Raw genomic sequence first — 21,204 nt, 5'->3', positions numbered from 1 at the left:
GGAGAGACCAGATGCTCATCACCGCAGGCCGAGTCCTCGTCGACTCCGGGACGTACCTGGACGACGGCGCCATTCTCATCGAGGGTGATTCGATCACGGCGGTGGGACCGCGCGCGCAGGTCGCTGAGCAGGCAGGTCAGGACGTCGCGCGCCTCGCGTTCCCCAAGGGAACGGTCGTGCCCGGTCTCATCGACGCGCATGTCCACCTCGCCTTCGACGGAGGCGCGGACCCCGTGGCCACGCTCCACGAATCCAGCGACGAGACCCTGCTGACAGACATGCGGCGCCGTGCGGAGCAGCTCCTGCACAGTGGAGTGACGACGGCCCGGGACCTCGGCGATCGCAACGGCCTCGCCCTCCGCCTGGACGAGGAGATCGCCCGCGGCATTGCTCCGGGCCCGCGGGTCGTCTCGGCGGGTACGCCCGCGACCCCACCCGGCGGGCACTGCCACTTCCTCGGGGGCGAGGTCTCCGGCGTCGCCGAGGTCCGCGACCTCGTACGGCGCAACGTCACGGCGGGTGCCGGAGTGGTCAAGGCAATGGTTACAGGGGGCGGTCTGACCAAGGACGGGCCGAAGAGCTGGCAGAGCCAGTTCACCCCGGAGGAACTTCAGGCCTTGGTGGACGAGGCCCATCAGGCCGGCGTGCCGGTGGCAGCCCACGCTCACGGTACGGACGGCATTGCCGCGGCCGTGGAAGCAGGTGTCGACACGATCGAGCACTGCACGTGGATGACGAACGACGGCTTCGACCTGCGTCAGGACGTCCTGAAGCAGATCATCGACCGGGACATCGCAGTCTGCCCGGCCGTCAGTCCTCACTGGCAGATGCTCCCCCGCTTCTTCGGCGAGGAGCGCGCGGCTGCCATGTTCGACCTCGTACGGCAGATGGCCGAGGCCGGCGCCAAGCTCATCGCCGGAACCGACGCCGGAGTCCAGCGCGCAGGGTTCGACGGACTGGTGCCTGCCCTGGCGTTCTACGCGCACCTGGGTCTGCCGAACAGCAAGATCCTCGATATGGCGACCGCCGACGCAGCTGGCGCGCTGGGGCTGGGCGATACGACGGGGCGAATCGCTCACGGGTTCCGGGCGGACCTGCTGGTGGTCGACGGAGATCCCCTTGAGGATCTCACCGCGTTGAAGGCGGTCCGGACGGTGGTGGCCGCAGGGCAGCGGCACGAGCCGCGCGAGACGACCGCACAGCCGTAGGTGACAGCACGTCCGGGGCTCTTCGGAGTCCCGGACAGGGCGCTACTCGTTCGCCTCCGGTTCTCTCTGCTCCAGCTCCGTGACCAGGTCGTTGACGAATTCCATGACGTTCGCCGGCAAACCCTGGGTGCCCGTCCCCCGACCTCTGACCCGGCCCACGGCCCCGCTCCTCGACGCTGACAGGAGCCGGAGGCCCTCGTAGACCTGACGGGCCACGGCGTCGTCCGGCTGAAAGTACATCGGGGACACGCCGAAGAAGGCGGCCAAGCCCTCAAGAACGACGGGCGAAGCCGTTTCCGCGCCGCCGATCCGGAGATCCCGGACACCCTCCCAGGTGATGACCTTCGACCCGGCATGAGAATTGACGGCGTCGGCGATCTCCGAGTCCGTCGGCGGCCCCTGCTGCCCGGGGTACGAGCGCTCCAGGATCAAAGTGATCTTCTCGCTCAGCGTGCCGGGCGCCCCCGCAGAGGCCGGGACGATCCCCGCATCCTCGGCGGATTGGCCTCCTCGGGTCTCCTGAGCCTTGGCGATTGAACGGGCCTCTGCCCGCCGGAGCTCTTCCTCGCTCACCCGGTATGCCGCCGCCAGGTCCGGAACGTACTTGTCCTTGAGTCGCCGCTCGCCGCGTTCGGCTCCCGCCACCGGCCCGGCGCTCTTGGTGCCGATCAGCGCTGCCGTCTCGTACTGGTAGTAGCCGGCATCGCACCGCAGGTCCGTCAGATCGGGCAGTCCGGTACGCGGAAACAGGTCGTCCAGTCCTCGGTTGAAGACGCGGGCCAGAGCAGGCAACTTCTCCGCATCGGGGGTCGCGTCCCCGGATTCCCAGCCAGCGACCGTGGAGTCGGCCACTCCTAGGGCCGCAGCCACCTCGGCCTGCGAGATCTCGGCAGCTCGCCGCACCGTGCGCACGCGGTGTCGGTCGAAGTGACGAGCAGACATCTCACCCTCGTTTTTCGTCAAACCGAAAGAACATCGGAGCGTTGACTTTTTCGTTGAGTCGGAATAGCTTCAGCTTAGCGAAAGACGGGGTGCGCCGCACCCCTACTCGATCTTCGCCTTCGGCCTCTCTGTGACGCCTCCGGATAGGGCTGGATCTTGGCGCGACCTGCGCATATGTTCGTCGTCGCTCGCCGGGCAGCCAGCCTGGGGAGCGACGGCAAGAAGGAGGCACGTATACGAGACGGGCATCGACCAGGCCGGGTAACCCCGGAAAACTGCACCGGCGCCCGGGAGCTACCAACTCCTGGACGCCGTGCGGGCACCCCGAGGGGCGCCGATTCACATCTCGCGGGCAGCGGGGCTTTTGCACGAGAACCGCCACACCGCGCTCCTACGAACAACGGAGTATCGCATGCTCGCCACGCCGAGCGACACCCTGGCATGCCCGGACACGGCCCGCCAGCACCGCCTCGCGGCCCAGCTCGCCGACATGATCCCCGGGGCGGCCACCATCCGCGTCAGCCTCACCGCCCCCGCGCAGAAGTGGCCTCACCCGCACACCGTCGCCAAGGACGCGGGCGGGGCAACGGTCGAGCTGAGCCGGACGACCGCCAGGGTCGCGGCACGCTGGATCATGCGGGTCTGGCCGGACGCGAACTGGACCCGCCCTCACACCCTCGACCTCACCACCGCGACCCTCACCCGCAGCGATCTCGTCGGTCGGGGCCGCTGACATGGCACGGATCCGGACCATCAAGCCGGAGGCGTTCTTCTCCGAGTCGCTCGCCGAGGTGAGCGTCGAGGCGGAGCGGACGTTCTTCGGCCTCCTCACCCAGGCGGACGACCACGGCCGACATCGCGACAACGCCGCGATCATCGCGGGGCTGCTCTGGCCCCTGCGGGCCGAGCACACGTCGGTCCACGTCGAGGACGACCTCCAGCAGCTTGCCGACGCCGGCCTGCTCTGCAGGTACACCGGCTGCGACGGTCGCCGCTACCTCCATGTCGTGACGTGGTCCGAGCACCAGAAGATCGACAAGCCCAGCCAGTCCCGACTGCCCTCCTGCCCGCAGCACCACGCGGGGGCCCGGTGCGGTCCTTGCAAGGGGACCTGCACTCGGCACCCCGAAGCGTGGCCCACCCCTACCCGAGGACTCGCCGAGACTTCGCCGAACGCTCCCCGAACCCTCGATCTGCCCGCGCAGTCCGCTCCGACGCCTCCCATACCCCGGAGCGGGACCCCGGCCGCCCGGCAGGACCCCTTGGTCGGCCTCGACGGCACCCCTGATCGCAGTGACGAGAAAGCCGCAGGTCGGGAGGCATTCGCCGAGGGCTCCCCGAAGCCTCCCCGAAGCGTCGGAGAGGGCTCGGCGCCTGGATCAAGGATCTTGGATCCTGGATCTTCATTCCCTACGGGGCGCACAGCGCCCGCCACCACCGTCTCGGTCAACGACCTGATCGGCGAGTACGTCGCCGCGTGCGACGAGCGTCCGCCCAGCGACGTGATCGGACACCTCGGCCGCATCGCCAAGAAGCTCCTCGGCGAGGGGATCGCCCCGGAGCACGTCCGCGCCGGACTGAAGCGCTTCGCGGAGATCCAGGGCCACCCCAGCCGCCTGCCGAGCCTGGTCAACGACGCCATGAACGCACGAGCGGCCGGTTTGGCGCGGCCGGGAATCCGGCCTAACGTGCCCGCTCACCAGGCGTGGACCAACCCGGTCGACGCTGCCGCCGCCTACGCCGAGGAGCTGTGATGCGTACCCGTACCCGCGACCCGCAGACCCTCGGCGGCGCAGGCACCCTGGACCGGATGGCCCGGATCCTGGCCGCCCGCAACATCGACCCGGCAGCCGTCGCCGCTCTGGTCGACGAGCCCGATTCCTTCTCGCCGCTGGATGCCTTGCTGGCCGCGATGCCCCCGCGCTACCAGGGTGCGGTCGCCGACCATCCGCAGGTCCTGGACTGGGTCTGGGACGTCGCCCAGCAAGCCGTCGCGCCCAGCCCAGGAGCCCGGCGGCAGGTCACCACCGGCCCGAGTCTGCTGATGGCCGGGGTGGTCGGCGCGGGCAAGACCCACCAGGCGTACGGGGCGGTCCGACAGCTGGTGCAGACCGGGGTGGGTGTGCGGTGGCGAGCGACCACGGCCGCCGACCTGTACGCCGACCTGCGCCCTCGCCCCGGGGTGGACAGCGAGCGGGAGCTGGCGGACGTCAGCCGGTGCCCGCTGCTGATCATCGACGACCTCGGCGCGGCCAAGGCGTCCGAGTGGGTCGAGGAAGTGACGTACCGGCTGATCAACCGCCGGTACAACCACATGCTCCCGACGCTGATCACCACCAACCTGGCGATCAAGGACCTCCGGGCCTACCTCGGCGACCGCGTCACCTCCCGACTCGCGCAGATGACCACCCGGGTCGAGTTCGAGCCGGTCGACCGCAGACGCCACCGTCCCGCCGCCTGACCCACCGCCGGCCGTACCGCCGGGCCGCGCCTCCAGCGCGCCGCCCCATGCACCTCCCGACCCAGCGCGCCCCTCCGCTAACGCCCCTGCGCGCGGAGAGCGATCGGAGCAACCCGCATGACCACCACGACGATCAGCCCTGCCCGCCACCGGTCGCTCGGTGACCACACCTGGCAGGACCAGGCCGTCTGCCAAAGCACCGAGTACAACCCGGTGGACCCCGACATGTTCTTCCCCGAGCCCGACGAGACCGCCAAGATCGCTGCGGCGAAGTCGCTGTGCGGCCAGTGCCCGGTCCGACGCACCTGCCTGGACGCCGCCCTGGAAGGCGGCGACACCCACGGCATACGGGGTGGTATGACCGAGGAGGAGCGCGAGCCGCTGCACGAGAACATCGCCAGCCGCCTCGACTACAGCCGGGTCAACGCCACCGTCGCCGGGCGCGACGTCCACCTCACCAAGGCCGAGCGCCGAGCGGTCGTCCGTGCCGCCTACCGCCACGGCCTCACCGAACAGCGCCTGGCCTGGCTCCTGAAGATCAGCGAAGAGCACGCCCAGAAGCTCTACCGCGAAACCCGCCGAGCCCTGCGCAACCGAGACCTGGAGCAGACCACGCAGAACACCCCACCCCCTGAGACCGACGGCAAGCAGCTGGGCCGCGACGACTTCGGGACGGCGGCGTGACCATCGCGAGCGCGCCGAGCACGGCGCATGTCACCGGGTGGGACCGCGCGGTCGTCATCGCCCTCGGTGGTGCGGGATGCGCCCTGTCGTACGACGCCCTGCAGCAGATGGCCGTCGCCATCCACGTCCGGGGGCTGCTGACCTACCTCTTCCCCCTGGTGATCGACGGGTTCATCGCGTACGGCATCCGCGCTCTGCTGGTGCTGCGCGACGCACCGCTGCGCGCCCGGCTCTACGTCTGGACGCTCTTCGGCACGGCCACCGCCGCCAGCATCTGGGCCAACGCGTTGCACGCAGTCAGGCTCAACGAAGAGAACATCTCGGTCACCGGGCTGCGGCTCGGAGACACGGTGGTCGCGGTGCTGTCCACCATCGCCCCGCTGGCCCTGGCCGGAGCGGTGCACCTGTACATCCTCATCGCCCGGGGGCCGGTCAAGGCCAGTGACCGAAGTGACCGCGATGGCCTCGGTCAGGCCGGTCACCCCGGTCAGTCCGAGCGTCTCCCGGTCACTCGGGCTGACCGGGTCGGCCCCCAGCAGCCGCCGCCCGGTCAGGTCAGCGCCGGACAGTCGACCACCGCCCTGGCTGACCGGCCCCGCCCGTCCCTGGACAAGCGGACCCCGGGTGCCCGGACACTGGCCGGGGGCAGCGCCCCGGCGGACAGCGGCAGCCCGGTCAGCAGCCAGCGTGACAGGGAGCCCAAGGCTGCTGACCTGGGCGGACAGCCGGACACCACCCCGGCGGTCAGTGACCGACAGACCGTCACCGAGCCGGTCAACGGCCACCCGGACAACCTCCCGTCGGCGACTGACCGGCCGGTCACTCCGCCACCGGTCACTGACGGCACTCCCCGGGCAACCGGTGGCCGGCGACCTGACCCGGACACCGAGGAGCTGCTGGAGATCGCCCGGTCAGCGGTCAGGGCCGAGGACAAACTGACCCGCAAGGTGGTCGCCCAGGCGATCCGCGGTCAGCAGATCCCGCTGTCCAGCGACACGCTGACCGCCCTGATGGTCCAGCTCCGCCAGCAGCACGGACAGTCGGTGACCACCCCCCGGAACTGACCGCACACCCCCTGGGGGTGGTGACCGAGCCGGACATCTCGGCCGGTCACCCGCCCCGGACACCCCACCCCACGACCTCCTCCCGCGAACCGGAGAGCACCGCCATGCGCACGACCCCCGCCACACCTGCCGAGGTGGACACCTGGCTGACCGTCCTGCACAAGCGTGGCCACCTCCACCGCGCCGAATCCGGTCCCGACAACACCTGGACCGTGCAACGATGCCGACACAGCCGCCCCTGGACCCTGCACCACCCGGTCCTGGCCATGGACTGGATCGAGGACATCGTCCGCGACATCCGCCAGCAGGACGCGGAGACGGGACGGTGACCGCCAATGACCCGGCGGCCACCACGTCCGGACCGCAGCGTGACCCCAACTCGGCTCCAGGCGGAGCAAGTTGTCGCGTACGACGGTCCTACGGCCCGTCGTACGCACTTGCCCCCGCCCAGAGGGGCGGGGGGAGTCCGGCTGGTCCCCGAGCGAGGGCGCACGGGGACCAGCCGGACTCCCGGCACCAGGGGGCGCCGGTCGTGGGAGGAGAAGCAGACGACCGCGCCCCGCGCGCGCAGCAGAGCCCGAGCCAACCTGCGTTCCCCGACCGCAAGCCGCGCCGACGCACCCGCAACCCGAGCCAGCGCACCCACAAGACGACCACCCGCCTGTCCGACACCGAGAAGACCGAGATCACTGCCGCCGCCAAGCAGCGCGCCGTCACCGTTGCCCGTTTCCTCGCCGCCGCCGGCCTCGCCGTCGCCCGCGGTTCGACCACTGTGCACACCAACGAACAACTCGACGCCGCCATCGACGAGCTGGCCGCCCTGCGCACCGCCATCTCCCGTGTCGGCAACAACATCAACCAGATCGCCTTCGTCTACAACGCCGGAGGGCAGCCCCGCCCCGGCGAACTCGACCGCGCCCTGACGACCCTGACCCGCGTCCTGACCCGCGTGGACGACGCGGCCGACACCCTGGTGAAGAAGCGCCTCTGATGGTCCCCAAGATCCGACGCGGCTCGCGCACCCACGGCCTGCTCGTCTACCTGTACGGCCCCGGCAAGCGCGACGAGCACACCGACCCCCACCTCGTCGGCAGTTGGGACGGCTTCGCCCCCGACCCCGGTCGCGACACCAGCCCCGACCCCGACCCCAAGGTCACCCTCGCCCGGCTCGCTGCCGCCCTGGACCTGCGGGTCAAGCAGGCCGGCGACAAGGCCCCGGCCCAGCACGTCTGGCACTGCTCGGTCCGTACCGACCCCGGCGACCGGACCCTGACCGACGACGAGTGGAACATCGTCGCCCGCCGCCTGGTCCACGCCGTCAACCTCGCCCCCGAAGGCGATCCTGACGGCTGCCGCTGGGTCGCGGTGCGCCACGCCGACGACCACATCCACATCCTCGCCACCATGGTCCGAGGCGACCTGCGCCGCCCGAGGATGAACTACGACTTCAAGAAGGCCCAGGCCGAATGCCGTCGCATCGAACAGGAGATGGGCCTGCGTCGGCTCAAGCCCGGCGACGGCACCGGAGCCAAGACGCCCACCAGCGCCGAGCGCTTCAAAGCCGAGCGGACCGGCCGACCCGAGACGCCGCGCGAGACGCTGCGCGAAGCCGTCCGCCAGGCCGTCGCCGGAGCCGCCAGCGAAGCCGAGTTCTTCACCCGCCTTCGCGAGGCTGGCCTGCGCGTCAAGCTCCGGCACGCCCCCTCCGGGGACGTCCTCGGCTACACGGTCGCGCTGCCCGGAGACCGCAACCGCGACCGCGAGCCGGTCTGGTTCGCGGGCTCGACCCTGGCCCCCGACCTTTCCTATCCGAAGATCCAGCGCCGCCTCGCCGACGGAACCCCCGACGAGGCCCCGCTGCCGGAAGCAGACAGTGGCCGGTCGAACTGGTCGCCTCCCGCACGGGGGCGACGCACCGCGACCGGGATCGCCGAGCGCGCCACAGTCCTCCTGGACAGCGACGACGACGAAGCCGCAGCCCAACTCGTCGGAGTCGGCGAACTCCTGGACGCCGTCGCCCAGACCTCCCCGGCCGCCACCCGCGCCGAACTTGGCGCCGCCGCACGCTCCTTCGAACGCGCCACCCGCAGCCACGTCCGAGCCGGACGCGCCGACACCCGGGCGATCCGCTCGGCGGCCCGGGGCATCATCCAGGCCGGCGGCGCGCTCGGCCGAGGAGAAGACGGCGGAACCACCTCCATGCTCGTCTCCACCCTCGTCCTGGTGGCGCTGGCCGCAGCACGCTGGCACTCCGCACGCGGCCACGCCCAGCAGGCCGAAGCCTCCAGGCAGGCCGCCGAGCACCTTCGCGCTGCCTACCACCAGGCCGCCGCCGCACCCATGCAGGCCATGCGCGACCAGGGCCGAGCCTTGCCCGAAGCCCAGCGCCGCGCCTACGAGACCACCATCCGCGCCGCCCTGCCCGAGAACCGCACCCGACCCGGCACGAGCACGCAGAACGACGCCTTGGCCGCCACCCTGGCTCAGGCGGAGCAGGCAGGCCACGACCCGAAGGCCCTCCTGCAGGAGGCCATCGCCATGCGCGAACTCGACACGGCCGAGGACGTGAACGACGTCCTGGTCTGGCGACTGCGCCGCCTCGCCCAGCTCCCCGCCCACCCGGGCGAAGCCACTCGACGCCCCCAAGTCGGCACCGGCCGCGCCAAACCTTCCTCCAATCGGAACGGCGTCCGGACCGCGCCCCCGGCCTCGCCTCGGCCCGCCGCACCGGACCCGCACAGCCGTCCGCCGCGCCGCTGACCAGCAGTCCGGCAGGCCCGCCACCGGCCTGCCGACTGCGAGAAACCCCTGGACAACCGATTCCACCGGCTGTTACGGATGAAGAGAAGGCCCTCGACCGGGAGATGACGCTCGTGCTCAGAACGACCGACCACCACGCAGAGCCGACCCCAGTCCTGTACACCGCCCCCGCCGGAAGCGATCCGCTGCTGCAACTCCATTACGAGACACAGCCGCCCAGCGGACCTGGCACGACGCGCTGCCTCAGCCACCCACCGGAGCTGTCCCTGCGCGGCATCCCCGTGCTGTGCTCGGCCTGCCGGGCCCGGCGCGACTGGCTGCTCATCAACCACGGCCGCAATGTCTGGGTCCGTTGCCGCTGCGGCAACCAGTGGCTCGAGCCCGAGATCAGCCGCGCCGACTTCGACGCCATGATCGCCATCCCGGATAGGACGACGTACCCGAGTGTCGAGCAGGGCCTGATCGCACTGGGCTTCGACGGCGCCTTCGCTGGCACCTACCTGGACTAACGCGCCGAACTGTATCCGTCGCAACAGTTCTCGAAATCCCGAAATCAACTGCTGTGACCTGTATGGATGTTGGCTCCGAAAGCTCAGCAGTGCTGACGTTCGCCCGTGAGGAGGGCAGCGCGAGCCGCTTCCCCCGGAGGGGGCTGCTTGGCGAATCCGGACTCGCTGTCACTGGCGGGTGGCATCCTCCGTAGCCATGAGCAGAGAAGACAGCGACGAGGCGTACGTACTGGGCATGTGTGACGAGGTTCTCGGGGAAGTCGGCCGACAGGGGCATCGGTTCGATTGGCTGCTTGGAGATCCCGGAGCCACCGGACGGCGAGTGAAGCTGCCAGTCGATTCGTACTGGCCCGGGCACCAACTGGTAGTTGAGTACCGCGAACTCCAGCACGACCAGCCGGTGCCGATCTTCGACAAGCCGGAGATACTGACCATCAGCGGTGTGCACCGCGGCGAACAGCGCGCGTTGTACGACGCCCGTCGAGACACCGAGATTCCCGCGCACGGCCTTCGACTCGTGGTGATCCGTCCGGCTGACCTCAATGCTGACGGCAGAGGCCGGTTGCGCAGGACCCGAGTATCTGACCTGGAGGCAGTGCGGAACCTCCTGGCGCGGACCAGCGACGAAGACCGCGTGATCGATGCCTTCAGGTGCTGGCTGATCGCCGAAGGCTGGACCCCAGTCACTCCCACCGACAAGTGGACCGACATCGAAGCCCTGCGCGGTGATGAGCGCTTGATCGGGGAGGTCAAGGGGCGCACGAAGGAGAAGGGCATAGACGTCGACATCGCGTACGGGCAGCTCCTGCGTCGGATGACGGACGGGTCCCTGAACACCCGCTACGCCCTGATCGTGCCGACCTCGTCGGTAAAGGCTGCCGAGCGGGTTCCGGTCGCTGTTCGACAACTGCTCAGGGTTGATCTGTACGAGGTGGCGGACGACGACACCGTGAGCCACCGGGCCTTGTAGGGCACGGAGGCTCGGGACGCCACACGGAGCGCACGAGGAAACCGAGTTCGGCAGACATGCGGTAGACCGAGACGGATGTGTCCCACGCCTCGTGCTTGTGGTCTGCTGACCGGCGAGAGTCCGCCACTGCAGGTGAGCTGCTCCGTCAGCCGCTGGCTTCACTGAGAGCCACAGCCTGGTCGATCAGGGTGTGATTACGCTCCCACAGCGCCGTGATTCGCGCGGCTGCTCGATCTGAGTACGCCGCAACGAGATCGTCTTCCTCGCCAGGGGGAGTCAAGTCGAGCTCTTCCCAACGCGGCCACTGATCCCAGAACGGCCGATCTTGCGGGTCGCAGGCGGCTGAGAGGTACTCGTTAACCCTTGGATCCTCGGCACGGATGCCCAGGAAGGGACGCAGATCTCCACCGAAGTCGAAAGGGTCAGGCTCGGCGCGGGTCCCGTAGCCAACGCCGGCCCGAGGGCTGCCGTCGGCAGTACACCATCCTGGCTTGACCAGGAGCACCGCCAACTCGGGGTACGTGCCGAAGTCTCCGCGTATCTTCTTGTGTCCAACTGCCTGGTAGGGAAACGGGCCGACAACCTTCACGGGCTCACTCAGGTCAAGTCGGTTCAGCACCGCCGCGACAGCCGTTGGCAGTTGCTTGAGCACGTCGCGTGCTGCGGCCTTGGCACTGGGCAAGTGCTCGCCGTAGGTGAGCCAGATCCGCGCCGCAGCCTGGTCTGTTGGGGCCATGCCGGTCATCCTTTCCAAGGTGTCCAGAAGATCCCCTGCCGTTTCCCTGCCACGGCGCGTATGGGGGGTGAGCGGGGCAGGGGCCTGTTCAAGAGCGCTCCGGAGCAGGCCAGCGAAGGTGCGCAGACTCATCGGTGTAAAGCGTTCGTCCGCCGGGTCGTCACCGTGGAGCGTGAGGAACACCAGCAGGAGTTCCTGCTGCTGAGCGTGGTCGTCGGCAAGGCGTTTCGTCTGCTCACGGCCTTCGTCCGCGTGCACCTTCAGCTCGACTACGAGCTTGAACGCTGAGGTGGAGATGACGATGTCCGCGCGTGAGCCCGGTTTGACGACCTCCAGGTCCACCCGGACCCGAGCGAGTCCCTCGGCTTCGACGAGGTGTGCCTTGCCCAGCACCCTCAGCATTCCGGTGAGGACGGCGGTTCCGAGGTCGTGCGGCTGGCGGGGGTCGAGCAGCCAGCCGATCAAGAGTTGGTGAGCTCTCTCTTTCCTGCTGGTTTGCAGGACATCCATCACAGTCGAGGGACCAGGCATCCAAGAACGAGCCCTACGCTGCCTTTCCAGGTCTGCCCAGACGGCGGACCACCACTGCTCGTTCAGCCGTTCGTCTCCCATGCGAGTGGCTCCCTGCTCAGCCGCGGTTGCTGTGCCTGGGCAGCTCGCCCCGGAAGTCGCAGCCGGGGCACTCGTCCTCGCCCTGGACATGGCCCTCGTACCAGCCGTGGACGGCTGCGTGGAGGATCGCCTCCTCCACCGAGGCTTCGCCGCTGCGGACCGACGCGATGGCGTTGCCGACAATCAGCCGGAGCACGGCGCTGTCGGGCGAGGGGAACGGCGGTGACGGCATCGGCGAGTCGGTCGTCATGGCCGCAGCCTACGGGCGGGAACGACTGACGGTCAGCCGGATGCGGTGCCGTCGGGAGAGGCGGTGCCGTGCAGGTCGCTGCGGAACCCTCGGCCGACCGGCTGCCAGCCCTGCAACGTGGCGGGCCTCCAGGGCTGGTCCTGCACCCTGATGTCGTCGGGCTCCGCCAGAGTGTCCCCGGCTCTTGCGGCTGCGGGTGGCCCGGACGCTGATGCCCACGTGGGCGGCGACCTCCGGATACCTCCAGAGCTGCTGCTCGTCGGCCATCGTGTCCTCATCGTTCGTCGGTGATGAGCGTGGGCGGGCGTACGGCAAGGCCGCCCCTGCCGGTTCGGCGAGGGGCGGCCTTGCGGTTGCGGTCAGACTTCGGCGAGGCGGTTGGAGAGGTCCAGGGCGACGGTGGCGACCGCGAGGGCGGCGCACAGGCCGGTCACCTCGTGGATGGTGGGGCGGACCAGGCGCGGCCAGTCGTCGGGGGCGGCGGGCCAGGAGGCGAGGAGGACCTCGGTGGTGGCCAGGCCGAGGTGGGCGGTGACGTCCCAGCCCGCGTGCGAGGCGGGCTCCCAGTGCAGGCAGATACGGCCGGGCGGGAGTTCAGGGGTGCCCGCCGGGAGCCAGGAGATGTCGAGCGGTCCCTCCGGGAGGGCGGAGACGCGCTGGACCAGTGCGCCGCGCACTCCCGGCGGCATGGGCCGCACGGCGAGGGCGTGCAGCGGGTGGGTGGTGGAAGGGTGGGGTCGCGGTGAGATCGGGGCCTCCTGGACAGGTCCGTACGGAGGGTCAGGCCCAGGCGAGGGCGTTGCGGACCGATGCCGGGAGGTAGCCCTCTTGGCCGTTTTCGGCGATGAACGCCATGCCGTCGCCCACGACGACGTCGGTGCCGACGTAGTGGGCGAAGGGCCAGTCGGGGTTGACGGCCAGGCGGATCGGCAGGTCGGGGTCGAGGTTCTGAAGTTGGCGGAGCAGGTGGCCGACGGTCAGGTGCTGGGGCAACGGGGAGCCTCCGGGATCGAGGGTGAAGCGGTGTGGTGATAGAGCGTCAGGGACGTCAAGGCAGAGTTGGTCGCGCAAGACCGTCTGCTGGGTGGTTCAGCGGCTTGCGATGAGCGCTGCGAGGAACCCGGCCACGGCTTCGGAGGGGGTGTCGGGGCCGAACTCCTCGATCCAGGGCTCGGCGTCGGAGGGGTGGACCCGGACCTGCCAGACGATGCCGCGCTTCCAGGCGGTGGTGTCCTCGGGCAGCCAGCCGACGTAGACGCGGCCGTCCGGGCTGGTGCAGTGCACATTGGCCTCCGGGGTGTCGACTATCGCCCAACCGAGCCCGCCGAGCAGTTCGAGTACCGGGCTCGCACAGTGGTCGCTGGAGAGCCAGGCGCGTTCCTCCACGGCGGGGCGGACGACGGCTGGCAGGAGGGTGCTGGAGGCGTTCACGAGTGGGCGTCCCTTCGTTGACCTGCGGGTTTTCCCGACGTCCGTACGTTGACATGCGGTGTGCCGAAGTACGTAGTCGTTTCGGGGAAGGTGGGGTCTGCCGTGGGCGAACTGGCCGCCGAGGGGGGAGGAGGCCTGCGGGCCGGGGAATGGATCGGCGCGACCGGTTGTCGTAACCGGATTGCGGCGCGGGGCCGTACAGAGCAGAAGGGGCAGGCCATGGCGGAGTCGAGCAGACACTGGGACGGTGCCGGGCTGGAGCGCAAGATCCGTGGCGCTGGGCGGCCGTGGACGGTGGGCGACATAGCGATGGTGGCCGACGGGCAGTGGGCCGTGGGCATCCAGGCGCGGAGGCAGCGTGGCGGGGAAGCCGTGGTGGAGCGTCGGATCGCGGACGGGCGGCGCGTCGAGCTGACGTTGGTGGAGCTGGCCCGCGCGATGGACTCCCGATTCGGTGTGGCCCATCGCGACGAAGACTCCCGCTGACCGGTTACCTTCCGGGCCCGGTCGTGGCCACCGTGGGGCGGACAGCGGCCGACGGGGCGGGCTGGTCCGGTGGTTGGCCCAGGGCACGCGGCGCGTGCGCGGAGCGGGCGACAGCGGCCTGGGCCAGGCTGAGCGACGGTGCCCGGTCCGTGGTCACGGCGGCTTCGCGGGCCTCGATCACGTGGCTGATCGCCTGCAGGGCTATGCGGCTCTCGGCCTGCGCGACGCGCAGGTCCACCGCCGAGCTGGTGATCCGCTCCAGGTCGTGGAAGGCCGACACATGACCGGGCTGGGTGAGGGTGTGCAGGCGGTCCTGGTGGACGGCGACCGCGTTGTTCGAGACGACGAGGCTCGAACGGATATGCATCGCCGAGCGCAGGAGCGGATCCTCGACGGGGCGGCGGACCGCGAGGGTTTCCAGCGCCTCGATGGGGCGGCCCCAGGCTTTCTCGATCATCGCGTCGGCCTGGTCGAGTGCGGTGGCGTCGGGCATGGCGGAACTCCCGGTATTCGGAGGTGCTGCTTCGGTCAGAGGCGACGTCTCGGAGGGGCTGGGGGCGGGAGTCAGCGGCTGTGCCGTGGGGCCGACGGGCTGGCCGGCGGCCTGGCCGCGGCTGCGTGTGCGAGGTTGCCCGACAGATTCTGTGTCGAAGTCGCGGTGCGACTGCGAGCGGCCACCACGCGGAGGTCGGCTGCTGTCTGCGGGGCGCGTGCGGCGCGGTGGACGGCCTGGGCGACAGCGGTGCGGCGCACGTCGAGTGGGGTCGGAGCACGAGAGATCTGAGGATCGGCGGCTTGGCCGACCGGGGCCAGTGTGACCAGGTGCTCCACCTTGCGGTTGATCTGGTGCCGCTCACGAATCGCCGGGGCTGAGTCCGACATGGCGGCTGCGGTCGCCGCGATCAGGTGGGTCGGGGTGCGGGCTGTGAAGACCGCTTCCGCGCGCGTGCCCCAACCCGGAGGACCGGCCCACAGCCTGACGGTTTCGTCGTCCCAGTCAGAGAGGCGGTTGTCGATCAGAACGCCGGCTTGTCCGTCGGGGGCGATGATCTCGACAGTGCCGCGCTCGGCCGCCCCGTCGCGGGTCCAGCCGGCATTGGTCAGCGGCCGGACGGCACCAGCCCAGTACAACGACGGGCTCGTCAAGAAGCGCGCGTTGCCTTCGGTGGCCTCGGCTTCGGCGTAGTCGCGGGCCAGAGCGCTGGTGAGCCCGGCGACGATCTCGGCCGGGGTGACGTGGTTGAAGGTTGCCGTCCAGCGGGGTGCGGAGACGGCGTCCTCGGCGGCGGTGATCTTCCACAGTTCGAAGTCGTCGCCGAACCAGCCGATCCGTATTCGCTGGTCGGGCGAGGTGACGAGGAGCTGGCAGGGGCCCTCGTCGAGATAGTGGTGCGGCCAGTGACTGACAGGGGCGAAGCCAGCGTCCCCGGTCCCGTTGGAGCCGGCCAGGTACATGGGGCTGACCAGTACCTCTTGATAGGGATGCTGGTCGTAGGGCTGGGTGTTCACGGTCGAGACTCCGAGGTGTAGGAGGGGAACGCGCCTGCGTGCGCAGAGGAACGAACGGCTGGACTGCACGGGGGCGCCGTGGCAACGGCGTGAAGCGGCTGGCTCTCAGTGCCACCCGGATCACCGGCCCCGGGAGGAGGCCGACTGAGCGGCCACGGCCACCGGTACCCGCGGTTGTGGCTGCGGGGCGTGGCTGAACAGGGAGCGGGGCGCGGCGGTGCTCCGCCGCAGGGCCGCTGAGGTACGGATGCCGTCCGACCCCGGCGGGATGCCCGTGTGGGTGCGGGTGGCCGCCGCGACCCGGACAGGGGCGGGACGTGGTGCGGCGACGGGGTTGCTCCAGTGCTCGATGGCTGCGTAGACCGGGCCCAGTGCCCCGTCCGGCTGCGGTCAGGACGTACGGATCGCCGTGGCGCGGTCCGGTGCGGGTGACTAGGCCGTCGAGCTGAAGCCGGATCAGGCGCTGCCGGGTGAAGCTGTTGTCCAGTCCTGCCTGTTGGGCGATGTGGACGAACCGCCTGGGCCCGCCCGCGTCGAGGACCTGGATCACGGCGGTCGAGTAGCGAAGGTGCAGCCGGCGCACGGCGTCCTCGACGCGCTCGGCACCGGCCACCTTGCCGAGCGGCAGGTGCGCGTGGGACCAGTCGGACAGTGCCCGGTGTACCGAAGACAGGGCGTTGCCGAACTCACTGAGCTGGTACGGGGCACCGTGGCGATCACTGGCCCGGGTCACCAGCCCCTCGTCGTGCATCTGGGCCAGCCGCTTGCCGACGAACTGCTCGCTGACGAAGGGGAGGCGGGCGGCGACATCACGCACACGCATGGGGCCGCCCTGCTGGGCCAGGGTCTGTGCCGACCAGGTGGTCCACTTCGGCGCTATCAGGGACAGTGCCTCCTCAACGCGCCGGGCGTCGACAAAGCCGATCTGGGAGGTTGCGGGTTGTGCGGGGGCGGACATGGCGGTAACTCCGTTAGGACGAAGGGTGAATCGAACGGACGGGTGCGGATCAGTGAAGGTCGCGTTCGGCGCGGAGACGCTGGAGCACCGTGCCGAGGCGGCGGTTGCTGACGTGGATGCCGCGGGCGCGCAGGCCCTGGCGCAAGGCTTCGCGGTTGAGCCGGGGGAGACGGGCGGCGACCTGGCGGGCTACGGCTATGAGGTCCTCATCGCCCGGAGCTGGGCCGGTTCGCCGGGCGGTCGAAGGCCGACGGGCGGCAGGCTGGTCCAGGAGGAGGCGGACGTCCAGCAAGTCCCAGACTGCCTCGGCTTCCGACTGCTCCCGGCGTTCGAGGTCCACGACTTCGGCCGCGTACCGCAGCACCAGTTCGTCGAGGGTGAGTCCGCCGGAGCGGCAGCGCTGCCAGGCCGCGTCGAGATTGCGGCGCGCGGCGCGGGCATGAGCGTTCGTCGTGGCCAGGCCGTCGAGCCGCCGCAGCACGATGGGCAGAACGGGATCTCCCGAACCGCCATGCGCGCTGTGGCGCTGGAGGTCCTCCAATGGGCGGCCGTACCGGTGCTCGACCAGGTGGCGGGTGTAGATCACGGTGGACATGGGGTCTTCCTTCTGAGGATTTCAGCGGGAGCGGGAGGGCTTGGCGGTCGGGCCGGCGGGGGAACGCGGGTCGCGGGGTGGACGGTCGTCGCTCAGCGCCAAGGGGCCTCGACGCAGAACTTCTCGGCGACCAGGTGCGCGCCGGGCCGCTTCGCCCTGTCGTGGGGGTTCATTCGGCAGCGTCCATTCGGGCGAGCAGAGAGCGCACCAGAGTGGGCAGGCTGTCGGGGCCCTCGCCGATTCGGACGTGATCGGTTGCCTCGCCGAGGACGTACGCGGCGTCTTCGAGCAGGCCGCTGGAGATCTCCATGCAGGCGTCGGTGATCCGGGAGGCGGCGAGCAGGGACCGCGAGAGCACCTCGACGTAGTCGCCGGGGCTGAGGTCGGCAGCCTCGGCGGCTGTGCGGATGGCGGCCAACTCCAGCGCGCTGAACGCGAAGTCGAACTCGTCGTCCTGGTCCGTTGGCGAGGGCGCGACGAAGGCCGGGTCCGGCGGCTCGGCCGGGATGCCGACGCGCGTGCAGATCTGGTCCACGGAGGCGGTCAGCTCGGCGAGGGACTCGGTGAGCCAGCCGAGCGCGGAAGCGTAGGACGCCAGGGTGAACAGACCGGCGGGGGTGGAAGGCAGCGGCTCTTCGACGACGAACTCTTCGAGCCGGTCGTTCAGTTCGCGGACCACCCGGGGACCGGCGGACAGCGCGCCGAGGACGGGATGCAGGTAGGAGCGGCCGGCGGAGGTGGGGTACTCGGTCGTGAGGACCTCCGAGACGCTCCGCGCGGCGTCGGTGAGTAGCCCGGCCAGTTCGGTGCGGTCGAGGGACGCACGGTTGGCGGTCATCGGATGGAGGCCTTTCGGGAGGCGGCCGGGGCGGCGGGGCTGGCTGCCGCCGGTGTGGTGGCCGGGAGGGACGTGGTCGGGTCGATCGCGTGGGGGGATCGGGACCGGGCCGCCTGGACTCGGGCCTCGGCCGCCGCGTCGGTGCCCTCGTGCCGGTTGGGGCCGGTGCGGTTGGTGCGGAGCTGGGCCGTGCGGTAGACCGCGTAGTCCTCCCGGGCACCGGCCGCGACGAGGTAGATCTCGCGTTTGTGGGTCGAGGTGGGTGGGGCCGGGCGGAACTGGATGACCATCCGGTAGGAGACGGCCGGGTCGACGTAGACCTTGTGGAAGCCCGCGAGGCGGCCGGTCAGCGGCAGGCAGTCGTCGCTGCCGTGGACCAGGTTCTGCAGTTCCAGCAGTGCCAGGTCGCGGACTTCGTCGGGGAGTTGTCGCAGGTCCGCGATGGCGTCCGGGTGGGGCGGCGAAGGCGAAGCGGGCGCGGCTCACATCGGCCTCCGGGGGGTCGGGCGCTGACCCGTTCCTGCCGACGGCGCGTTGCCCGTGTCGAGGCCGGCTTTCGGGATCGCGGAGGCACCCGATGATCGGGTGAGGGCGGCGCGGGTCAGCCGGGCGGCGGCCTCACCGCGGTAGTCCGGGGGCTGCGGCAGCGGACTGCTGCGGTCTTCCAGCCAGTGGCGGGCGGCGGCCTCGTCGGCGAAGGCGCCCTCGCGCATCGTGTACGTGTGGGCGTCGGGGTTCCCCTCTTCGAGGAAGACACGAATCGGTGCCTGAGCGGCGCTGGAGTCACGGGTCAGCGTCCAGGTCTCGGACGGGGCGTAGTCCGAGGTCCAGCTGTCGAGGACCTTGTAACGAGTGCCTGACTCCCGGATCTGCTGCTCGATCCAGAGGGTGAGATCGTCGGCGGGCTTCAGGGAGTCCCCCTTGGCCTGGGCGATCTGCTCGGGTGGGCAGCCATGCTCGATCAGCCAGTTCTGGGCGAACGCCAGGCTGGCGTGGTTCGCGGTCTCGAAGGTGAACGTGCGCTCGCGCAGGTCCCGCGTGATCTTGATGGCAACGAGCGCCGGATCACCGGGGACGCCCCAGGGCATCGACCTGTCGTGGGCGACGAGGTAGCTGTGCGTCCCCTCCGGGGTGGTGTGGTGCTCGGCCAGCACGGTCAGGTCTCCGGCCCAGACGCTGCTCTCGGCGAGTTCGGAGGCGGCGTCGGCAGGCTCGAAGTCGGCGAGGCGGAAGTCGGGTTCGGCGATCACAGGGTGGCTCCCGTCAGCTCGGGCGCCGGGGTGGCCAGCACGCGGTGGTTGGGCCGAGTCGGGCTCGTCGTGCATGCGGCGAAGGGGCCGTCGGGAGCACGGAGATGAACCAGGGCCTGGTCGAGGTGGTCGCGGTGCCACGTCGAGGGACCGGTGAGGCCGGCCTCGGCGTCGGTGAGCTGCTGCCACGCGAGCCAGAGCGCGTGCAGCCGGGCAACGGCCTCGGGGTGCTCGTGCCACTGGTCGCACCACGGGCGGGTAGTGCTGATCTCCCGTCCGTAGACGGGCAGGAACAGGTGGTTCACCCAGTCGCTGAGCGCGGTCAGCTCGACGGCGTACGTCTCGCCGCCCAGGGCGAGGATGAACACCGAGGCCGGGGCGGCGGCCTTGTCGGCACCGGCAGCGCCTGCGGTGGAGGTGTCCGCGGTGGGCTGAGGGGTGGAGACGGGCTCGGAGCCGAGGCGGTCGAGGATGACGCCGTGCTGGCGTACCTCCGCCATGGTCTTGGCGAGGGTGCTGGCGAGATCGTCGAGGTCGCCGTCGGGAACGCGGAACGGCTCGAGCTCGGGGGTGGCCTTGCTGGGGTCTGACATAGCGGATCCAAGGGAGTGAGCGAGCCGGGCAGGGGCGACGTGCGGCGCGCTCTTCTGGAGGTCACGGCGGTGCTCCCTTCGCAGGTCGGCATGGGCAGGAGGATGCGGAGATTCCGCGATTTGGCGCGGCCGGGGAAACCGGGTAGTGGGGCGCTACGGCGCGGTGCAGCGGGGGCAGCCTGGGAAGGGAGGTGCCAGCAACCGCACGGCTCGGGTGGCCTGTTGGGGGATCACGCCGTTGCCGAGTGCGGTGAGCTGAGCCGGTCGGCCGAGTCCCGGAGTGGCGGTCACCCAGCCAGGAGGCAGGCCCTGCATCCACTCCACGAAGTCGGCGCGCAGGCGTCCGGCGGCGTCGGTGGGCGCCGGCGCGGGGCGGGTGAGGTTCTCCCATCGGGCGATGGCGGAGGCGTACGCTCCCCATCGCCCGTCGGTCCCTCCGCTTCCGGGGCCGCCTCCGCCCACAGCGGCAGGACCACCGCCGACAGGGGCGGGCGCCAGCCCTTGCCCGGACGGCGGCCCGGGGTGCCGGTGTCGCTCGCCCTTGGGGTGGGCAGCAGCGACGCTGCCGCGCTCGGCAGTGTCATGTCCCCGTTGCCGTGCCGCTGGTTCGGCGAGCCCTTGATCCCGTCCGACGCCTTTGGCGTGGGCAGCAGCCACTCCACCTCGTCGGCCAGGTTCGGGCCGTGGCCGCCGCTCTTCCTCTTCGACGGGTGCTGGGAGCCGCCGTTCTTGCCGATGTTGCTCGTCGGGGTCTTGAGCAGGGTGCTCGGCGGGCCAGGCGGCGAGGAAGGTGCGCTCGCGACGATGGGGGGCTCCGACGTCGGAGGCACGAAGCACGAGCCACTTCGCGTCGTACCGGAGATCGGCCAGGGAGCCGAGTACGGCACCAAGTGCCCGCACAGGAGGCTGGGTTGGGTCGTCTCCCAGACACCACGGGCAGAATTCCACGTCGCCAGGGGAACCGGCGGGCGAGGTGAGGAGACCTCGGACATTCTCGATCACCACCAAGCAGGGGCGGAGGGCTTCGACCGCACGGGCGACGTGCAGCCACAGCCCCGAGCGGGTGTGGGGGTTGAGTCCGGCCCGGCGGCCGGCGACGGAGACGTCTTTGACAGGGGAAACCGGCCGTCAGGACGCACACCCGAGGCACATTGGCCCAGTCGACGGAGGTGATGTCCCGCAGGTTGGGCACGCCGGGCCAGTGCCGGGCCAGGATGCGCGCGGCGTCGGGGTTGATCTCGGCGTGCCAGGCCACGGTGCCGCCGAGCGCGGTCTGGACCCCGAGGTCCAGACCGCCGTAACCCGAGCAGAGCGAGCCGATCAACGGCATTCGTGCGGTGGTGGGTTC

The 21,204-nt window shown here is 70.6% G+C and carries 25 protein-coding genes and 3 pseudogenes; 12 read left to right on the top strand and 16 right to left on the bottom strand.

Annotation, left to right across the window (positions count from 1 at the left end; genetic code table 11):
- Positions 1–11: 11 nt before the first annotated feature.
- Positions 12–1,208 (top strand): amidohydrolase family protein, encoded by a 1,197-nt coding sequence (locus H4687_RS13860; protein WP_046918518.1) that lies wholly within the window; start codon positions 12–14, stop codon positions 1,206–1,208.
- 42 nt (positions 1,209–1,250) lie between these two features.
- Here the strand turns inward: H4687_RS13860 and H4687_RS13855 are convergent, their stop codons facing one another.
- The gene (locus H4687_RS13855; protein ID WP_046918517.1) at positions 1,251–2,150 is read right to left on the bottom strand and encodes a helix-turn-helix transcriptional regulator; all 900 of its coding nucleotides are present in this window, start codon (positions 2,148–2,150) and stop codon (positions 1,251–1,253) included.
- 412 nt (positions 2,151–2,562) lie between these two features.
- Here H4687_RS13855 and H4687_RS13850 point away from each other — a divergent pair, with 412 nt between their 5' ends.
- The 10 genes from H4687_RS13850 to H4687_RS13805 all read left to right on the top strand — a co-directional run bounded on the left by H4687_RS13850 (position 2,563) and on the right by H4687_RS13805 (position 10,598).
- A complete protein-coding gene (locus H4687_RS13850; protein ID WP_046918516.1) occupies positions 2,563–2,883 on the top strand; it encodes a hypothetical protein in 321 nt (106 codons plus the stop codon).
- 1 nt (position 2,884) lies between these two features.
- Positions 2,885–3,904 carry a hypothetical protein gene (locus H4687_RS13845; protein WP_046918515.1) on the top strand — a complete coding sequence of 340 codons (1,020 nt, stop codon included), beginning with the start codon at positions 2,885–2,887 and terminating at the stop codon, positions 3,902–3,904.
- Entirely contained in the window at positions 3,904–4,611 is a 708-nt protein-coding gene (locus H4687_RS13840; RefSeq protein WP_046918514.1) for an ATP-binding protein, read from the top strand. The genes H4687_RS13845 and H4687_RS13840 overlap by 1 nt, the downstream gene beginning before the upstream one ends.
- Before the next feature lie 117 nt (positions 4,612–4,728).
- Entirely contained in the window at positions 4,729–5,295 is a 567-nt protein-coding gene (locus H4687_RS13835; RefSeq protein ID WP_046918513.1) for a WhiB family transcriptional regulator, read from the top strand.
- Positions 5,292–6,359, top strand: a complete 1,068-nt coding sequence (locus H4687_RS13830) for a DUF2637 domain-containing protein (protein WP_046918512.1) — start codon at positions 5,292–5,294, stop codon at positions 6,357–6,359. The genes H4687_RS13835 and H4687_RS13830 overlap by 4 nt, the downstream gene beginning before the upstream one ends.
- Positions 6,360–6,463: 104 nt before the next feature.
- Positions 6,464–6,688 carry a hypothetical protein gene (locus H4687_RS13825; protein WP_046918527.1) on the top strand — a complete coding sequence of 75 codons (225 nt, stop codon included), beginning with the start codon at positions 6,464–6,466 and terminating at the stop codon, positions 6,686–6,688.
- Positions 6,689–6,891: 203 nt separating this feature from the next.
- Positions 6,892–7,350 carry a plasmid mobilization protein gene (locus H4687_RS48025; protein WP_233443426.1) on the top strand — a complete coding sequence of 153 codons (459 nt, stop codon included), beginning with the start codon at positions 6,892–6,894 and terminating at the stop codon, positions 7,348–7,350.
- The gene (locus H4687_RS13815; RefSeq protein WP_050398452.1) at positions 7,350–9,119 is read left to right on the top strand and encodes a relaxase/mobilization nuclease domain-containing protein; all 1,770 of its coding nucleotides are present in this window, start codon (positions 7,350–7,352) and stop codon (positions 9,117–9,119) included. The genes H4687_RS48025 and H4687_RS13815 overlap by 1 nt, the downstream gene beginning before the upstream one ends.
- 104 nt (positions 9,120–9,223) lie before the next feature.
- Positions 9,224–9,628: a hypothetical protein gene (locus tag H4687_RS13810; RefSeq protein WP_046915958.1), complete on the top strand. Its 405-nt coding sequence runs from the start codon at positions 9,224–9,226 to the stop codon at positions 9,626–9,628.
- A 196-nt stretch (positions 9,629–9,824) separates the two neighbouring features.
- A complete protein-coding gene (locus tag H4687_RS13805) occupies positions 9,825–10,598 on the top strand; it encodes a hypothetical protein (RefSeq protein WP_046915959.1) in 774 nt (257 codons plus the stop codon).
- A gap of 145 nt (positions 10,599–10,743) precedes the next feature.
- On the opposite strand, the gene H4687_RS13800 is transcribed toward H4687_RS13805, so the two are convergent.
- From H4687_RS13800 to H4687_RS13780, 5 genes are all read right to left on the bottom strand, one after another.
- Entirely contained in the window at positions 10,744–11,946 is a 1,203-nt protein-coding gene (locus tag H4687_RS13800; RefSeq protein ID WP_159026166.1) for a PD-(D/E)XK nuclease family protein, read from the bottom strand.
- Between the two features lie 16 nt (positions 11,947–11,962).
- Complete coding sequence (locus H4687_RS13795) at positions 11,963–12,196, bottom strand: hypothetical protein (protein WP_046915961.1); 234 nt, start codon at positions 12,194–12,196, stop codon at positions 11,963–11,965.
- Between the two features lie 359 nt (positions 12,197–12,555).
- Positions 12,556–12,873, bottom strand: a complete 318-nt coding sequence (locus H4687_RS13790; protein WP_404819275.1) for an esterase — start codon at positions 12,871–12,873, stop codon at positions 12,556–12,558.
- Between the two features lie 103 nt (positions 12,874–12,976).
- A complete protein-coding gene (locus H4687_RS13785; protein ID WP_046915963.1) occupies positions 12,977–13,189 on the bottom strand; it encodes a hypothetical protein in 213 nt (70 codons plus the stop codon).
- A 96-nt stretch (positions 13,190–13,285) separates the two neighbouring features.
- The gene (locus H4687_RS13780; RefSeq protein WP_046915964.1) at positions 13,286–13,627 is read right to left on the bottom strand and encodes a DUF317 domain-containing protein; all 342 of its coding nucleotides are present in this window, start codon (positions 13,625–13,627) and stop codon (positions 13,286–13,288) included.
- Positions 13,628–13,846: 219 nt separating this feature from the next.
- Between H4687_RS13780 and H4687_RS13775 the strand changes: the two genes are divergently transcribed.
- A complete protein-coding gene (locus H4687_RS13775) occupies positions 13,847–14,113 on the top strand; it encodes a hypothetical protein (protein WP_046915978.1) in 267 nt (88 codons plus the stop codon).
- A 4-nt stretch (positions 14,114–14,117) separates the two neighbouring features.
- Here H4687_RS13775 and H4687_RS13770 read toward each other — a convergent pair whose 3' ends face one another.
- From H4687_RS13770 to H4687_RS47485, 10 genes and pseudogenes are all read right to left on the bottom strand, one after another.
- On the bottom strand, positions 14,118–14,606 hold the full coding sequence (locus H4687_RS13770) for a hypothetical protein (protein ID WP_046915965.1): 489 nt from the start codon (positions 14,604–14,606) through the stop codon (positions 14,118–14,120).
- 71 nt (positions 14,607–14,677) lie between these two features.
- On the bottom strand, positions 14,678–15,568 hold the full coding sequence (locus tag H4687_RS13765; RefSeq protein ID WP_225967469.1) for a DUF317 domain-containing protein: 891 nt from the start codon (positions 15,566–15,568) through the stop codon (positions 14,678–14,680).
- A gap of 739 nt (positions 15,569–16,307) precedes the next feature.
- Positions 16,308–16,445 (bottom strand): annotated as a pseudogene (locus tag H4687_RS47490) (winged helix-turn-helix transcriptional regulator); the annotation flags it as partial.
- 184 nt (positions 16,446–16,629) lie between these two features.
- Positions 16,630–17,175: a hypothetical protein gene (locus tag H4687_RS13755; RefSeq protein WP_046915967.1), complete on the bottom strand. Its 546-nt coding sequence runs from the start codon at positions 17,173–17,175 to the stop codon at positions 16,630–16,632.
- A 169-nt stretch (positions 17,176–17,344) separates the two neighbouring features.
- Positions 17,345–18,013 (bottom strand): hypothetical protein, encoded by a 669-nt coding sequence (locus H4687_RS13750; protein WP_046915968.1) that lies wholly within the window; start codon positions 18,011–18,013, stop codon positions 17,345–17,347.
- A pseudogene (locus H4687_RS13745) lies at positions 18,010–18,499 on the bottom strand (hypothetical protein). The gene H4687_RS13750 and the pseudogene H4687_RS13745 overlap by 4 nt, the downstream one beginning before the upstream one ends.
- Positions 18,496–19,263, bottom strand: a complete 768-nt coding sequence (locus H4687_RS13740) for a glycosyl hydrolase (protein ID WP_046915970.1) — start codon at positions 19,261–19,263, stop codon at positions 18,496–18,498. The pseudogene H4687_RS13745 and the gene H4687_RS13740 overlap by 4 nt, the downstream one beginning before the upstream one ends.
- Positions 19,260–19,856: a DUF4913 domain-containing protein gene (locus H4687_RS13735; protein WP_046915971.1), complete on the bottom strand. Its 597-nt coding sequence runs from the start codon at positions 19,854–19,856 to the stop codon at positions 19,260–19,262. The genes H4687_RS13740 and H4687_RS13735 overlap by 4 nt, the downstream gene beginning before the upstream one ends.
- A gap of 153 nt (positions 19,857–20,009) precedes the next feature.
- A complete protein-coding gene (locus tag H4687_RS13730) occupies positions 20,010–20,909 on the bottom strand; it encodes a DNA cytosine methyltransferase (protein WP_233443440.1) in 900 nt (299 codons plus the stop codon).
- Between the two features lie 118 nt (positions 20,910–21,027).
- Positions 21,028–21,186 (bottom strand): annotated as a pseudogene (locus H4687_RS47485) (DNA cytosine methyltransferase); the annotation flags it as partial.
- Positions 21,187–21,204: the final 18 nt, after the last annotated feature.

Origin of the sequence: Streptomyces stelliscabiei, from assembly GCF_014873495.1 — a bacterium.
Taxonomy (GTDB): Bacteria; Actinomycetota; Actinomycetes; order Streptomycetales; family Streptomycetaceae; genus Streptomyces; species Streptomyces bottropensis.
The sequence above is the reverse complement of the archived record's forward strand: the minus strand, read 5'-3'. Positions and strand labels throughout refer to the sequence as shown.